15 protein-coding genes and 1 pseudogene are annotated in these 13,371 nt (G+C 68.3%); 8 read left to right on the top strand and 8 right to left on the bottom strand.

The genetic code is table 11. The features are described 5' to 3' along the window. Positions 1-52 precede the first annotated feature (52 nt). On the bottom strand, positions 53-625 hold the full coding sequence (locus ABIE24_RS02850) for an RNA polymerase sigma factor (RefSeq protein WP_354496619.1): 573 nt from the start codon (positions 623-625) through the stop codon (positions 53-55). A gap of 130 nt (positions 626-755) precedes the next feature. Here ABIE24_RS02850 and ABIE24_RS02845 point away from each other — a divergent pair, with 130 nt between their 5' ends. The 3 genes from ABIE24_RS02845 (at position 756) to ABIE24_RS02835 (ending at position 1,862) form a co-directional block, all read left to right on the top strand. Then, on the top strand, positions 756-1,046 hold the full coding sequence (locus ABIE24_RS02845) for a hypothetical protein (RefSeq protein WP_354496617.1): 291 nt from the start codon (positions 756-758) through the stop codon (positions 1,044-1,046). Between the two features lies 1 nt (position 1,047). Then, complete coding sequence (locus ABIE24_RS02840; protein ID WP_354496615.1) at positions 1,048-1,362, top strand: acylphosphatase; 315 nt, start codon at positions 1,048-1,050, stop codon at positions 1,360-1,362. Positions 1,363-1,442: 80 nt separating this feature from the next. Then, on the top strand, positions 1,443-1,862 hold the full coding sequence (locus ABIE24_RS02835) for a four-helix bundle copper-binding protein (protein WP_354496613.1): 420 nt from the start codon (positions 1,443-1,445) through the stop codon (positions 1,860-1,862). A gap of 32 nt (positions 1,863-1,894) precedes the next feature. Here the strand turns inward: ABIE24_RS02835 and ABIE24_RS02830 are convergent, their stop codons facing one another. Further along, positions 1,895-2,230 (bottom strand): hypothetical protein, encoded by a 336-nt coding sequence (locus ABIE24_RS02830; RefSeq protein ID WP_354496611.1) that lies wholly within the window; start codon positions 2,228-2,230, stop codon positions 1,895-1,897. Positions 2,231-2,443: 213 nt separating this feature from the next. Next, positions 2,444-2,920 carry a hypothetical protein gene (locus ABIE24_RS02825; protein ID WP_354496609.1) on the bottom strand — a complete coding sequence of 159 codons (477 nt, stop codon included), beginning with the start codon at positions 2,918-2,920 and terminating at the stop codon, positions 2,444-2,446. A 239-nt stretch (positions 2,921-3,159) separates the two neighbouring features. Here ABIE24_RS02825 and ABIE24_RS02820 point away from each other — a divergent pair, with 239 nt between their 5' ends. Next, the gene (locus tag ABIE24_RS02820) at positions 3,160-3,639 is read left to right on the top strand and encodes a hypothetical protein (RefSeq protein WP_354496607.1); all 480 of its coding nucleotides are present in this window, start codon (positions 3,160-3,162) and stop codon (positions 3,637-3,639) included. An 88-nt stretch (positions 3,640-3,727) separates the two neighbouring features. On the opposite strand, the gene ABIE24_RS02815 is transcribed toward ABIE24_RS02820, so the two are convergent. The 3 genes from ABIE24_RS02815 to ABIE24_RS02805 form a co-directional block, all read right to left on the bottom strand. After that, positions 3,728-3,910 carry a PspC domain-containing protein gene (locus tag ABIE24_RS02815; protein WP_354496605.1) on the bottom strand — a complete coding sequence of 61 codons (183 nt, stop codon included), beginning with the start codon at positions 3,908-3,910 and terminating at the stop codon, positions 3,728-3,730. A gap of 94 nt (positions 3,911-4,004) precedes the next feature. Further along, positions 4,005-6,980, bottom strand: coding sequence for an AAA family ATPase (locus ABIE24_RS02810; RefSeq protein ID WP_354496603.1), 2,976 nt, complete (start codon positions 6,978-6,980; stop codon positions 4,005-4,007). 13 nt (positions 6,981-6,993) lie between these two features. Next, on the bottom strand, positions 6,994-8,319 hold the full coding sequence (locus tag ABIE24_RS02805) for an exonuclease SbcCD subunit D (protein WP_354496601.1): 1,326 nt from the start codon (positions 8,317-8,319) through the stop codon (positions 6,994-6,996). A 173-nt stretch (positions 8,320-8,492) separates the two neighbouring features. Between ABIE24_RS02805 and ABIE24_RS02800 the strand changes: the two genes are divergently transcribed. The 3 genes from ABIE24_RS02800 to ABIE24_RS02790 all read left to right on the top strand — a co-directional run bounded on the left by ABIE24_RS02800 (position 8,493) and on the right by ABIE24_RS02790 (position 11,887). After that, positions 8,493-9,233: a histidine phosphatase family protein gene (locus ABIE24_RS02800; protein WP_354496599.1), complete on the top strand. Its 741-nt coding sequence runs from the start codon at positions 8,493-8,495 to the stop codon at positions 9,231-9,233. Further along, positions 9,217-10,089, top strand: coding sequence for an NAD(P)H-hydrate dehydratase (locus ABIE24_RS02795; RefSeq protein WP_354496597.1), 873 nt, complete (start codon positions 9,217-9,219; stop codon positions 10,087-10,089). The genes ABIE24_RS02800 and ABIE24_RS02795 overlap by 17 nt, the downstream gene beginning before the upstream one ends. A 259-nt stretch (positions 10,090-10,348) precedes the next feature. Then, on the top strand, positions 10,349-11,887 hold the full coding sequence (locus tag ABIE24_RS02790; RefSeq protein ID WP_502916229.1) for a DHA2 family efflux MFS transporter permease subunit: 1,539 nt from the start codon (positions 10,349-10,351) through the stop codon (positions 11,885-11,887). Between the two features lie 53 nt (positions 11,888-11,940). Here the strand turns inward: ABIE24_RS02790 and ABIE24_RS02785 are convergent, their stop codons facing one another. Then, positions 11,941-12,486: a dihydrofolate reductase family protein gene (locus ABIE24_RS02785; RefSeq protein ID WP_354496595.1), complete on the bottom strand. Its 546-nt coding sequence runs from the start codon at positions 12,484-12,486 to the stop codon at positions 11,941-11,943. 43 nt (positions 12,487-12,529) lie between these two features. Beyond that, positions 12,530-12,891 (bottom strand): annotated as a pseudogene (locus ABIE24_RS02775) (VOC family protein). Positions 12,892-12,956: 65 nt separating this feature from the next. Here ABIE24_RS02775 and ABIE24_RS02770 point away from each other — a divergent pair. Beyond that, the gene (locus ABIE24_RS02770) at positions 12,957-13,253 is read left to right on the top strand and encodes a GNAT family N-acetyltransferase (protein ID WP_354496591.1); all 297 of its coding nucleotides are present in this window, start codon (positions 12,957-12,959) and stop codon (positions 13,251-13,253) included. The last annotated feature ends 118 nt before the right edge of the window (positions 13,254-13,371 follow it).

The raw sequence follows: 13,371 nt of genomic DNA, 5'->3' as shown, positions 1-13,371 counted from the left end.
GGAATGCGGTTCACCTGTGGATATGTGCACGGCGCCCCACATCTTGCAGGTGTCAGAATGACATCCGTTCACCCCACGCCTGCCGCAGTCGCTGGCGTGCCCGTGAGAGGGCGGCATCCGCCCCGGACCGGGAGATTCCGAGCACGCCGGCGAGTTCCGCGCCGTCGAGTCCTTCCCACGCGTGCAGCAGCAGGATCTGCCGGTCGCGTTCGCCCACACTGGCGAGAGCACCGCGGAGTTCTTCGTCGAACAGGGCGTTCAGTTCCGGATCGCTGTCGACGCGCACCGCACCGGACTCGGGAACCGCGTCGACCGGAAGGTCGCGATGCTTGCGGCGGTGGTTCGCCAGAGTGAACCCGGCCGTGCGGTAGAGCCAGGGCAACACGGCATCGCGCGGCACGTCGTCGCGGCGCCGCCAGGCGGTGGCGAGAACGTCGGCGGCGAGGTCCTCGGCGTCCTGGCGCGGGCCCCGACGAGCGAAGTAGCGCACGAGCGCTGTGGAGTGTTCAGAGACGATGGCCGTGAACCAGTCGGCATCGGCGTTTGTCGCCGGCGAGTCGGGGCTGTCGGGCATCGCGACTCCCTTGGTCACGTCCGCGGCTGCCGCGGTGCTGGCGATCCTCACGCCTTGAATATGTCTCCACATCGGCGAGACTTGCACGCGACGCTACTCCGAACGACGGCTGGCCGAAAGCCGTCGCCATTCTTCAGCGACCTGCGTATCGTCGGCTGCGGACCTACGAAAGGAATCTCAGATGGACCAGCAGCACCCCACGAAGAATGGCAACGACACCCTGCCTGAACTGCCCGACCAGGGCCAGCGCGACGGCAGCTACGAAGAAGCGAAGAACCAGGGTTTGGCGGAACAGTCTTCACTCGAAGACCCGCCAGATGACGGCACCACCGCGGGTTCGGCACCGTCGGGCTCCGATGCCTCGGTTGACGGCGCCGATGACGAAGGCGGAACGAAAGCCTCGGGGCAGACGGGCAACTACAGCGACGCTGGCACCGACGCCGTCGACGAGACGGTGCCCGTTCAGGACTGACATGAGCGACATTCGCCGGCGCTTTCTTGTTCACGGACGTGTACAGGGTGTGGGGTTCCGATACTGGACCCGCGGCGAGGCCGCGCGCCTCGGCGTGAACGGGTGGGTCTGGAACCGCCCGGACGGTACGGTCGAGGCCGAGGTGGAGGGCGAGGTGGGCGCTGTAGACCAGTTGCTCAGCGCGCTCCGCCAGGGCCCGCCCGGCGCGATCGTCGACAACGTCGACGTCACCGAGGTCCCGCCGGAGGGCGAGTCCGGCTTCCGGATCCGTGCCGGAGAGGGCGGCCGAATGTCCGGATGGTTTCGTCGAGGTTAAGGCCTCGGTTGCCCGCTGACAGAGCGGCGCGAGCGGCGTAGCATGCGAAGGAACACCCCATTCCTCGAAAGGACACAACCATGAACATGGCTATGCAAATGATGGAGTCCCACCAGAAGGACATGCCCGTCCAGGGCATGGACATGACAATGATGCAGGACTGTATTGAGGCCTGCTCCGCGTGCGAGCAGGCGTGCACGATGTGCGCGAGCACCATGATGGGTGACGGCATGTCGATGTGCATGAACATGTGCATGAATACCGCTGACATGACGAACACGATGATGCGGATGATGATGCGCCCCGCAGGGATGCACATGGAAAGCATGATGGCGATGATGCAGGCCACCATGACGATGTGCATGGCCTGCGCCGACGAGTGCATGAAGATGAAGGACATGCACCCGGACTGCGCGATGTGCGCCGATGCCTGCCGTCAGTGCGCCATGGCGCTGCAGAAGATGATGGACTCGATGAGCGGGGCGATGCCGAAGGCCTGAGCCCCGAACGCGGTCCCTGAGCCCTGAACGGGCTAGAGAGCCGCGGCCACGAGAACGCTGAGTCGCTCAGAGCCGAGCGCCAGCGTGGAGTACAGTGCGTGCAGCGCGACCGGCTGGCCGACGGTCAGCTCGTCAGGCACGTCGTGGGTCCAGGCCCACGCGACGTCGCCGGAATCGACGAAGGTCACGCTGATCCAGCCACCGGACACCGACGAGACGATGCCGTCGCGCCATTTGCTCGGGGTGGCTGCGGCGATCCGCTCCTGGATCGGCCGGAGCGAGTGGCCCGGGCCGGTTTTGTCGCAGCTTCCGCCGGAGGCGCTCGAGCACTGCATGACCAGTTCTGCTCCTGGTTTGAGATTCGACATCCTGACCTCCTGCCCGGCACCCAGGCCGGACGAGTTCCGGCGCTGAGATCAACGGTAGGTCGACTGCCGAAAGCTGTCACCTGCGGTCGTCACACAACGCAACATTTGAGGTCGGCTCAGGTTGGGGTCATCCGTTCCGGTCGAAAGCATCCGGCGCGCCGGGTGTTTTCGTCCGGAACGGGTGACCCGGCGCCCGGTGACGCTCGCCTTGCCTCAGCCGGCGGGCGCCTCGTCAGGGAAGACCCGCTTGTAGGAACGCCCGTCGGGCAGTTCAATGGTTTCCGCTCGGAGCGCTCCGCGGCTCACCCGGAGGTAGATCGCCTGGGCGCTGACGCCGAGCCGGGCGGCGGCTTCGGCGACCGAGAGCCCAGGCAGGCCGGTCGGAACGCTGCTCGGCCGGGCCGACCGTTTACGGCCCGCTTCGTGACGCTCGGCGATCTCGGCGTCGGTGCCCTGCCAGCGCCACTTCGCCGCGGCCGGCTTCAGCCCGGCTGCCGCGGCGACCTTATCCCAGCCTGCCCCGCCGTCGAGCGCGTCTCGGACCGCCTGGAGGGTCGCCGGGTCATGCTCGAGGGCGTCGAGCAGCGCGTGGATGTCACGGAGCCGTTGGAGGGCGTCCGTTTCGTCGTCACGGTCGCCGGCGAGCACGCGTTCCAGGGCGGCGCGGGAGGAACTCGACAGGTACGGCACGGCCCCATGGTAGTGCGGCGACGAAGGCGAGGCCCGAGCTTCGCAACCCCCTGTGTTCCAGCCGCCAGGTGCGAAAAGATGGAGGTGACGCTGAAGAGCATCCGTGCGCGAGCCGAGAAACACGCGCTGTCTGGCCGGGGCCGGCAGCGTCAACTCGGATCCACCCGTCTTGCGGCGAATGCCGCAGCGTATGCTTGCCGTCTGATCACGGCAAGCCACGAACACCCGAAGGGAAAACAATGACCGATTCGAATGAACGTGTAAACGAAAACATCACCGCCGCTGCGGAGGATGCGCACTCGGCTGTGGATAACGCCCCCGATGCGCCGGACACGTTGAAGGACGCCGCGCACGACGCCGTCGACGCCGGTTCCCAGGCCGCTGCGCCCCTGGCTGAGACGACGGGGGACGTTCAGGATGCGGCGACCAGCGTCGGCGCAAGCGCCAGCTCTCTGGCCGCGGATGCGTCGGCCAGACTCAAGGACGCCTCGCGCGACGCGTCAGAAGCTGCCCGGGATCTCTCGGCCCAGGCGTCGGACATTGCCAACAAGGCCACGGCGGCGTCGAAGGACGCTGTCGACGCCGCCCGGGAAGCCACCACCGCCGCGGTTTCCGAGCTGCAGCACAAGTACGAGGAACGCCCGGGAACCGTCATCGCGATCGCGGCTGTCGCTGTCGTCGCGGTCATCGGACTGATCATCAGGATTGCCCGGCGCTGAGCACGGCTGGAAGCAGACAGAGAAGCGCCGGTGCGGCGCGCGAAACGTCCCGGGGAGCACGCTCCCCGGGACGTTTCGTTTCGGGGCGTCAGTCTTTCTCGCCCGGGATGAGGATCCACAACAGGATGTAGATCACCACTTGAGGCCCTGGCAGGATGATGCTGAGCACGGTGAGGACGCGGACGAGGGTGGGCGACCAGCCGAATCGGTTCGCTACGGCCAGGCAGACACCGGCGAAGACCCGGCCGTGCCTGGGTCGGTAGAGTTTCATGCCCTCAGACTGGCACCAGCACGTGGTGGCGGCAATCGGGGTTCCACCTGATTTTTCGGCCGGAAAACCCGACCAGCCCAGGGGAGGCGAAGCATCAGACCAGTTCGAGGCTCGTGTCGACGCGGCTGTGGCCGGCGTCGGTCACCGTGATGCGCAGCTTCGCCGGAATCTGCTCTTTCATCGCTTCGACGTGGCTGATCAGCCCGATCGTGCGGCCACCGGACCGCAGGCCGTCGAGTGTCGACATGGCGATGTCGAGCGTTTCACGGTCGAGCGAGCCGAAGCCTTCGTCGATGAAGAGCGTGTCGAGGCTGATCCCGCCGGCCTGATTGGTGACGACTTCGGCCAGGCCGAGCGCGAGAGCGAGCGAGGCGAGAAAGGTCTCGCCTCCGGACAACGAATGGGTGGCGCGGGCACGACCGGTGTGCTCGTCGAGGATGGCCAGTCCGAGACCCGACTTGACGTTGCGGTATTGCACGGAGTCATCGTGCTGCAGCGTGTAACGCCCGCTCGTCATCGTACGCAAGCGTGCGTTGGCAGCGGTGACGATCTCCTCGAGCTGGCCAGCGAGCACGTACGTTTCGAGGCGCATCCGTTTGGTGTTGGGCTCGCTGCCCTGAACCGCGCTGGCGAGCGCCCGGACCTGGTCGTATTCGTCACGCAGGCGGGCGGACGCCTCCTGCTCGGCATGGACACGAGCCACGATGCCCTCGAGTTGCGAGACCCGATCGGCGAGAAGACCGGATTCCCGGAGGGCGTTATCGCGCACGGCACTGGCCTCGGCGACGAGGGTGGCGGACGGCCCGAGGTCGACAAGGCCGGCGGGAAGGCCGCCCAGCTCCGGCTCGCTCAACGTCGCCCGCGCGGTGCCGACGGACTGGTCGTGCTCTCGGATCCGGGATTCCAGGGCGGCGATCTCGGCGGTGTCGCGGCGGGCCGTCTCGACCTCGTCCTCGTCGGAGAACGCGTTCTCAGTCAGCTGCGCAGCAAGGATCTCGCGGGCCCCGACGAGCGCGCTGGCCCGCACCTCGCGGTCGTCGATCGCCGCCGCAAGACGCGTCGCGGCATCGAGGGCGGCCCGCAGCGAGGCGGCCCTGTCTTTCACCGAGCCGAAGTCGGCGCGGGCCGCATCGACCCGGGAAGTGACGGCGGCGAGTCCGGTGCGGGCACGGGTCAACTGGTCGGCTGCCGCGGCCAGGTTGGCGCGCAACTCGTCGAGGTGTGTGGATGCCGTGTCGAGCGCCGTGCGCAGTCGTGCCTGGGTTTTCTCGCCGTCAGCGACGACGGCCACCGCGGCGTCGGCTTCCATCAGCGCGGCGGTCGCGTCGATCAACTCGGTTTCGAGTTCATCGATCGATTTGTTGCCTGCGGCCGCGTGCGCTTCGGCGAGCTGCGCGACGAGGCCGTGTGCGGTTGCGGTGGCCGCGTCGAGTTCGGCTCGGCGAGCGGCGACCGCCGTCGCCGCCGAATCGATGTCTGCCTCGGTCACCGGGGCAGCGTCGATCGTTGCCGGTTGGGGATGGTCGGCGGAGCCGCAGACCGCGCAGGGAGCGCCGTCGACCAGCTCGCCAGCCAGTTCGGCGGCGAATCCGCTGAGCCGACGGGCGAAAAGGCCGTCCTGGGCTCGAGTCGCCTCGGTCAGACGTGTACTTGCGTCTTTCTCAGCGAACCGGGCCTCGAGAAGGCGGCGTTCGAGGGTGACCGCCCGTTTCGCGGCTGTCCGCGCGGCGTCGAGTCGGCCGACGCGGTCCCGCGCCGGCGCGGCTCCCGCTGCCCTGACCCGCGCGACAGCGAGGGATTCGGCGAGGTCATCGAGCTGCGGAGGAAGCGACGCTACGAGCCCGGTCGCTTCGTCGACAGCCGTGCGGCTCGAGCTGTGGTGCTTCTCGCTGCGCTGGACGGCGGCGTTGAGCGGGGGGAGCGATTTCTCGTCATCGAGCACCTGCTCCAGGCCGCCGAGGCGACGGGCGAGGTCATCGACCACGTGTCGAACCGCGGCGGCATCGCAGTCGCCAGGGCTGGCGTGCACCACGCCGTCGGCGGCCGTGGCGAAGTCGGCGCGACGACGCGTCTCGGCGACGACGGCGTCATCGTGGGCACGCGCCGCACGGCGGACGGCGGCGACGTGGGCCCACACGGATGCCGCCCGCTGCGCCTTCTCCAGTCGGACCCTGTCGGAGTCGATGGCCTCGGTCTGGGCTTCGAAGGTGGCGAGGGTGTCGCGGGCGCTGTCGCGTCGGAGCTGCAGGCGCCGGGTGTTCTCGAGGGCGCGATGTTCGGCATCCGCCGCCGTGAACTCGGCGTCGGCGACGGTCGCGTTCTCGGCAGCGGCAGCCTGGGCCTCGCGGAGCTCGGTGAGGATGGCGTCGAACCAGGCCAGTGTCGGCTCGCCCGGGGTCTCTGCCTGCACGAGGCTCGCGGCGTGCTCAGCGGACAGGCGCAGCGTGCCAGCGGTGGACTCGAGCGCGGCAGCCAGGGTTTTGCGCCGATCGAGGAGGGCGAGTTCCACCTGCTCGAATCGTTCCGTGCCGAACAGGGTACGGAGCACGGCCTGACGTTCGTCGTTCTTCGCGAGAAGGAATTCCTGGAAGCGGTTCTGCGCGAGCAGGACCACCTGGAGGAACTGGTCTTTGGTCAGCCCGACGATCGTGTCGAGTTCGCGGGCCACATCGACGGGCCGGGCGGCGATGCCCTCCCATTCCCCGTCGTTCTGCACGAACAGCTCGGCCCGCGCCTTCTCGGGGGTGGTGCCGGACCCGTTCTTCTTCAGCCGCAGGTACTCGGGAGTGCGCACAACCCGGTAAGAGACCCCGTGGATGCTGAACTCGAGTTCGACCCGCGTCGGATCACCGGGTTCGCAATAATCGCTGCGGAGCTTCGGCTGGGTTCCGTCGTAGCGGGGCGCGCTGCCGTAGAGCGCGAAGCAGACGGCGTCGAGCAGGCTGGACTTGCCCGCCCCGGTCCTGCCCGTAATGAGGAAGATGCCGTCGTCGTCGAAGCGTTCGAAGTCGATCTGCTGCTCGTCTTTGTACGGGCCGAACCCGGCGAGTGTCAGCCGCTGGATCTTCATGCGTTCACCCTCGTCATGCGTTCACCGGAACCCACTCGGGCTCTGCCGTCGCCCGGTCATCGGCGGCCGGCTCGTCGTGTTCGGCACGCTCCACTTCAGCCAGGACCTCGGCGACGATGGCTTTCTCGATGTCGGTCGGACCGACTCCGTTGCGCACGTGGGAGAGGAAACCCGCGACGATGTCGAGGTCGCTCTGCCCCTTCACTCGCTCGGCGTAGCTGTCGCCAGCCGCAGCGGCGGTGACCGCCGGGCGGTGTTCGAGGGTGACACAGTGCGGAAAACGGGCCTGCAAGCGGCGCATGCCATCGAGGGGACGCACGTTGTCGGTCAGCACGACCGACAGCCAGGACGCCTCGACCCCGCCCAGGGCGGGATCAGACAGGATCTCGTCGAGAACGCCGGTGACGACCGCCAGGGGCCGGGGGACCGGAAGCTCCACCCAGCCGACCGAGGCCAGCCCGCTCGCGTCGAGGTCGACCAGCCACGCCCCGCGCGGCTTGGCGGCCTCGGAGAAGGAGTAATGCAGCGGGGCGCCGGAGTACCGGGCGCGATCGCTGAGAGCGGCCCGGCCGTGGATGTGGCCGAGGGCGACGTAGTCGGGGCCGTCGAAGACGGAGAGTGGAACGTAGTCGAGGCCGCCGGAAGTGATGTCGCGTTCGACGTCGCCCGCGCCGTGTTGGCTGGCACCGACGTCGCTCGCGCCGTGTTGGCTGGCACGGTGTTTGCTGGCACCGACGTCGCTCGCGCCGTGGCCAGAGGCGTCGTTGTTTGTTGCATCGGCGTCGGTCGCCGCAACGTTGACCGCGAAGCAGTGCGAGAGCACGACCGAACGGCCACCCCGCCGCGCCAGGTCGGCGCGGATGCGGTCCATCACGAAGGTCAGGACCTGTTCGTGGGTACGTAACGCGGCATCCGGGTAGTGGTGGCGGAGAAGCGACGGCTCGAGGTACGGGATGCCGTACACGTGGACCGGGCCGTGCTCATCGGCCAGTGTGATCGGCTGGTCGTGCTGCTCCTGCCGGGTCACCACGTGAACGCCGGCCAGACCGGAGAACCGCGACATGAAGCCCAGCCTGGTGGCCGAGTCGTGGTTGCCACTGGTGAGAACGACGGATGCCCCTGCCTCGCGCAGGGCAACGACCGCGGATTCGAGCACGGTGTAGGCCTCGGCGGCGGGAGTGGCGGAATCGAAGATGTCGCCGGCGACAACCACCACATCGACCGAACGTTCGCGCACCTCGACCGCGAGCGCGGCCAGCACCGAGCGCAGGTTCGCCAGGGTCGAGTGACCGTGGAACGTGCGACCGATGTGCCAGTCGGAGGTGTGCAGGATTCTCATGCTGTCACGGTAACCCGGGCCGCCGACATTGCCGGGGTGCGCACGCCGCGATCGCGTCAATACGCCCCGGACGGACCCGCGCCGACGCCCGGGGCATCCGGGATCGCAACCAGCGAAATCAAGCCCCTGCGTGAATCCGACGTCCCGCCACCCCCCTCGTTTAGCCTTGGCCCATGACCGTTTCAGAACTATGGCTGGTGAGGCACGGCGAGTCGACGGCGAACATCCTGGCGTCCGAGGCGCAGGCGGCGAGGCTCGAGGTCATCGCCGTCGAGCACCGGGACGCCGACGTTCCGCTGTCGCCGACCGGGGTGCAGCAGGCTGAGGCGCTGGGCGCCTGGCTCGCAGAGAACGCGGGAGGCACGGTGCCGTCGGCGATCTGGAGTTCCCCGTACCTTCGCGCCCAGCAGACGGTCTCCGTGGCCCTCGGGGTCAGCGGGCTGAACCGCTCGTTCCTCGTCGATGAGCGGCTCCGCGACCGTGAGCTCGGCATCCTCGATACCCTGACCTCACACGGCGTCGACCAGCGATATCCGGAGGAGGCGGCTCGCCGGCGCTGGCTGGGAAAGTTCTACTACCGTCCGCCCGGCGGGGAGGCATGGACGGATGTCGCGCTGCGGATCCGGTCCTTCCTCCGTGATGTCGACGCAGGTGAAGCATCCGGTCCGGTCCTCATCGCTGCGCACGACGCCGTGGTGCTCGTGTTCCTCTACCTCTGCCTCGGCTGGTCGGAGCAGGAACTGCTCGCGTTCGCCGCCGACAACACCGTGCTGAACGCGTCAATCACGAGGCTCACCCGGCGACCCGGCGACCGGTTCTGGACGCTGGAGGTGTTCTCGCACGGCGAGCACCTCGAGGCGGTCGGAGCGCCCGTCACCGAACACGCAGGAGACACCGATGTCCGGCCCCGCTGAGCACGAGACGGTCACCCCGAACTCGCTGCGAACATGGCCCCTCCCCGAGGCCGGCGACTCGAAGTACGGGCGCGGTGCGCTGGTCGTCGTCGGCGGGGCACGCCGGTCGCCCGGAGCGGCGATGCTGTCCGGGCTGGCGGCACTGCGGGTGGGCGCGGGCCGGCTGACCCTGGCGGTGGCAGCGTCGGTGGCGACAGCGGTCGCCGTCGCCGTGCCCGAGTGCGGGATCGTCCCGCTCGACGAGACCGCCGACGGGGGCGTTCGCGGGGCCGGCGTCACCGCGGCAGAGGGCGACCTCTCCGGGGCCGACGCTGTACTCATCGGGCCGGGGCTCGACGATCCGGACGAAATGCAACGGATGCTGCTTGCGCTCGTCCCCCTGATCGGCCCGGACGCCATCGTGGTCCTCGACGCGTTCGCGCTCGGCGTGCTGCCGAAGGTCCCCCAGTTCGCCGAGGCTTTCAGCGGCCGACTGGTGCTGACCCCGAACAAGGAGGAAGCGGCGCGGCTGCTCGAGCGTGACCTGGGCGACCTCGTCGACGACATCGGCGAGATCGCCCGACGGTACTCCGCTGTCGTCACCTGCTACGACGTCATCGGGCACCCCGACGGGCGGATCTGGCGCACCGGCACGGGGGGCGGCGGGCTGGCGACGTCAGGAAGCGGCGATGTGCTTGCCGGCGCGATCACGGGGTTGTGCGCGCGGGGTACCAGCCCCGAGCAGGCCGCGGTGTGGGCCTCTCACGCCCATGCCGCAGCCGGCGACCGGCTGGCCGTGCAGGTGGGGCCGCTCGGGTATCTCGCGAGCGAACTTCTGGACGAACTCCCGCGGGTCCTGGTCGAGATCGGCGTCTGAGCGCAGCACGCCCCACCGGGTCGCGCTCCATCTCGTAACGGATGCCGTGCGCCAGCCGGTTGACGCAGGCACATTTTTCGGACTTTTCTTCGCCGGTGTGGAATAGCTTGCCCGGCCCCGTCGTTCCGTTCCTTCGCCGCTGGCTTTTTCGCATCGCGCTGCTGTTCTTTCACCCGCTCGAGGCAGATGAGCCCGCGGGAGCCGCTCGTGGCATCCGCTCCACCTGATTTTTCTGTCCGGTTCCGACCATTGGATCCCCGTGAACGACTCCCCCACCGATCTCGACGCCACCGGACTCGACACGCTCGGCACCACCGGGCGCTCACCGGCGCCCCAGCGGGTGGAGCAGGACCACACCGCGCGGAACTTCCGCGTGATCTGGCTGATGCTTGCCGCCACTTTCGTCGTCATCCTCAACGAGACGATCATGGGTGTCGCGTTGCGGGAGCTCATGCTCGACCTGAACGTCGACGCACGCGCGGCACAGTGGCTGACGACCGCGTTCCTGCTGACAATGGCGATCGTCATCCCGATCACCGGATTCCTGCTGCAGCGTTTTCACACCCGCCCCATCTTCATCACGGCGATGAGCCTGTTCTCGGCCGGCACGCTGCTCGCCGCCCTGGCACCCAACTTCGAGGTTCTGCTCGGCGCCCGGGTCGTGCAGGCGTCGGGCACGGCGATCATGATTCCGCTGCTGATGACGACGATCATGACCCTGGTTCCTGTGGCGCAGCGTGGTCGGACCATGGGAAACGTCTCCATCGTCATCTCGGTCGCCCCGGCGATCGGACCCACGGTGTCGGGGATCATCCTCAACGCGCTGTCCTGGCGCTGGATGTTCTGGATTGTGCTGCCGATCGCCCTGGTCATGCTCGTGATCGGCATTCGCCGCGTCGAGAACGTGACCGAACCCGAGCGGGTGCCGCTCGACGTCACCTCGGTCATCCTCTCTGCCTTCGGGTTCGGCGGACTGATCTACGGACTGAGCCGCATCGGCGAGAGCGGACCAGAAGACGCAACGGCGGCGGAGCAGGCCTCAGCGGCGATGCCGATGGTGATCGCGCTCGTCGTGGGCGCGCTCGGCCTGGGCTTGTTCGTCTGGCGGCAGCTCAGGCTGCAGCGCCGTGATCGGGCCCTGCTCGACCTGCGGACGTTCCGCTCATCGAACTTCAGCGCCTCCATCGCGGTCATGGTCGTGAGCATGGCTGCCTTGTTCGGCACGATCATCCTGCTGCCGATCTTCATGCAGCAAGTGCTCGGCCTCGAGCCTGTGCAGGCCGGATTGCTGCTGTTGCCCGGTGGGCTGCTCATGGGTCTGCTCGCCCCGTTCGTCGGGCGCCTCTACGACCGGTTCGGTCCGAAGCCGCTGGTCATCCCCGGGTCGATCATCGTCAGCGCCGCGCTGTGGGGGTTCGCCATGGTGAACGAGTCGACGTCGCCGTACTACCTGCTCGGCGCTCACCTGCTGCTGAGCCTGGGTCTCGCGACCCTGTTCACCCCGCTGTTCACCTCCGCGCTCGGTTCGGTGAACCCGCACCTGTACGCCCACGCTTCCGCGACGGTCGGGACGGTTCAGCAGGTTGCCGGCGCTGCCGGCACCGCCCTGTTCGTCACGATCATGTCGACGATGAGCGCGACTCTGTCGAGCGAGGGCGCCTCGGGCGCGGTCGCCGCTGCTGGGGGAATCCAGACAGCGTTCGTGGGCGGGGCGCTCATCTCGATGCTCGCCATCGTCGGTGCACTCTTCGTGCGCAAGCCGGCCGATGCGCCGGTGGGCATGCCCCCCGCACACTGACATCCGATCGGGACGGATGCCGGCTCGCGGTCTCGCGGGTCGGCATCCGATTTTCACGGAGAACGCAGCGGCCGGTACGTCGCCTGGGTGAAGCCTGCGGGAAGATCTCGGGTGCCGGTCAGTTCGAGCAGCACGTCTCGGTCCAGGCTGCCGAACAGCGGAACGCCGGACCCGATGAGCACCGGCGCGATGCTCACCGTGATGTCGTCGAGCATGCCGGCCCGCAGGAACTGCTGCACAACGGTGCCTCCGTCGACGTAGACGTGCCGTCGGCCTTCACGCTCGAGTGTGGTGAGAGCGTCGTCGACGGTGCGGTGCACGGTGGCGTCTGGCCAGTCCACCGAGTCGAGGGTGGTGCTCAACACGAGCACGCGTTTGCCTGCGTACGGGTACTCGTCAAAAGCCGCGACGATGTCGTAGGTGTTGCGGCCGATCAGCATGGAGTCGACGGCGGCGAAGAAATCGTCGTAGCCGGTGTCACCGAGCTCGGCACCGGCCTCCAGCAGCCAGTCGAGGTTTCCGTCGGTGCGGGCGATGTACCCGTCGAGGCTCATCGCCAGGAACGCGGATGCCGTCAGGCGGGGGGACGTGTCGGTCATGCGCGCACGCTACCACCGGCATCCGACAACGGACAGGGGCGTTTCATCCGTTCGGACGCGGACGGAGGATGCAGAACTCGTTGCCCTCGGGGTCCCGCAGGACCTTCCAGTCGCCTCCGTCGCAGATGTCGTCGGCGAGGGTCGCGGCGAAGCTCAGCGCCTCAGCGATCGCGGCCTCGTAGTAGCGGCCCTGCAGGTCGAGGTGGAGGCGGTTCTTGCCCGCCTTCGCTTCGGGAACCCTGAGGAAATCGAGACGTCCGAGCCGTCGCGCAGCCGCAGTTCGGCGTCACCGCTCTCATCGACGATGACCCGCCCGCCGAGGAGGTTCTGCCAGAACGTCGCGAGGGCCCGAGGGTCGGCGCAATCGAACGCCAGCGCGGCGATGCCGGAGATGGAGGCGCTCATGGCTCCCAGGAGAGCACCGCAGGCCTCAGGGGTCAACAGGTTCAGGAGCGAACTACGCTGGAGGCATGGTTCCCGAATTCGCCCACGAACCCGACGCGCACCGGTACACCCTTCGCCTCGGCGACGAGCTGGTCTGCCACGCCGACTACTCGGTGCGGCCCGGGCAGATCTACTTCACCCACACCTACACGTCGCCTCCGCGGCGCGGAAACGGCCACGCGGCATCCCTCGTCGAATTCGCGGTGAAGGATGTGGCCTCAACCACGGACCTGCGGATCGTGCCGGTCTGTTCCTTCGTCGTGGACTGGTTCCACGACCACCCGGAGTACTCGGGGTTGCTCCGTCGCGGCGCGACCGGGTAGCCGCTGCTGCGCTGAGGCCGGTGCTGTGACGCGGGTGCGCTGGGCCCCACCGGGATCCCGCGCGGGTGTTCCTGCACCGCGCCGGTGAAAAAGCACCCGCGCACTGCCGAAGGACCCG

The sequence above is a fragment of the Mycetocola sp. 2940 genome (assembly GCF_040548835.1).
Classification (GTDB): domain Bacteria; phylum Actinomycetota; class Actinomycetes; order Actinomycetales; family Microbacteriaceae; genus Mycetocola_A.
The sequence above is the reverse complement of the archived record's forward strand: the minus strand, read 5'-3'. Positions and strand labels throughout refer to the sequence as shown.

What these genes read in the sequence shown, in the direction of transcription:
- ABIE24_RS02845 (WP_354496617.1), top strand. Translation starts at nt 756, where the DNA reads ATGGACCAGCAGCACCCCACGAAGAATGGCAACGACACCCTGCCTGAA.
- ABIE24_RS02840 (WP_354496615.1), top strand. Translation starts at nt 1,048, where the DNA reads ATGAGCGACATTCGCCGGCGCTTTCTTGTTCACGGACGTGTACAGGGT.
- ABIE24_RS02835 (WP_354496613.1), top strand. Translation starts at nt 1,443, where the DNA reads ATGAACATGGCTATGCAAATGATGGAGTCCCACCAGAAGGACATGCCC.
- ABIE24_RS02830 (WP_354496611.1), bottom strand. Translation starts at nt 2,230, where the DNA reads ATGTCGAATCTCAAACCAGGAGCAGAACTGGTCATGCAGTGCTCGAGC.
- ABIE24_RS02820 (WP_354496607.1), top strand. Translation starts at nt 3,160, where the DNA reads ATGACCGATTCGAATGAACGTGTAAACGAAAACATCACCGCCGCTGCG.
- ABIE24_RS02815 (WP_354496605.1), bottom strand. Translation starts at nt 3,910, where the DNA reads ATGAAACTCTACCGACCCAGGCACGGCCGGGTCTTCGCCGGTGTCTGC.
- ABIE24_RS02810 (WP_354496603.1), bottom strand. Translation starts at nt 6,980, where the DNA reads ATGAAGATCCAGCGGCTGACACTCGCCGGGTTCGGCCCGTACAAAGAC.
- ABIE24_RS02805 (WP_354496601.1), bottom strand. Translation starts at nt 8,319, where the DNA reads ATGAGAATCCTGCACACCTCCGACTGGCACATCGGTCGCACGTTCCAC.
- ABIE24_RS02800 (WP_354496599.1), top strand. Translation starts at nt 8,493, where the DNA reads ATGACCGTTTCAGAACTATGGCTGGTGAGGCACGGCGAGTCGACGGCG.
- ABIE24_RS02795 (WP_354496597.1), top strand. Translation starts at nt 9,217, where the DNA reads ATGTCCGGCCCCGCTGAGCACGAGACGGTCACCCCGAACTCGCTGCGA.
- ABIE24_RS02785 (WP_354496595.1), bottom strand. Translation starts at nt 12,486, where the DNA reads ATGACCGACACGTCCCCCCGCCTGACGGCATCCGCGTTCCTGGCGATG.
- ABIE24_RS02770 (WP_354496591.1), top strand. Translation starts at nt 12,957, where the DNA reads ATGGTTCCCGAATTCGCCCACGAACCCGACGCGCACCGGTACACCCTT.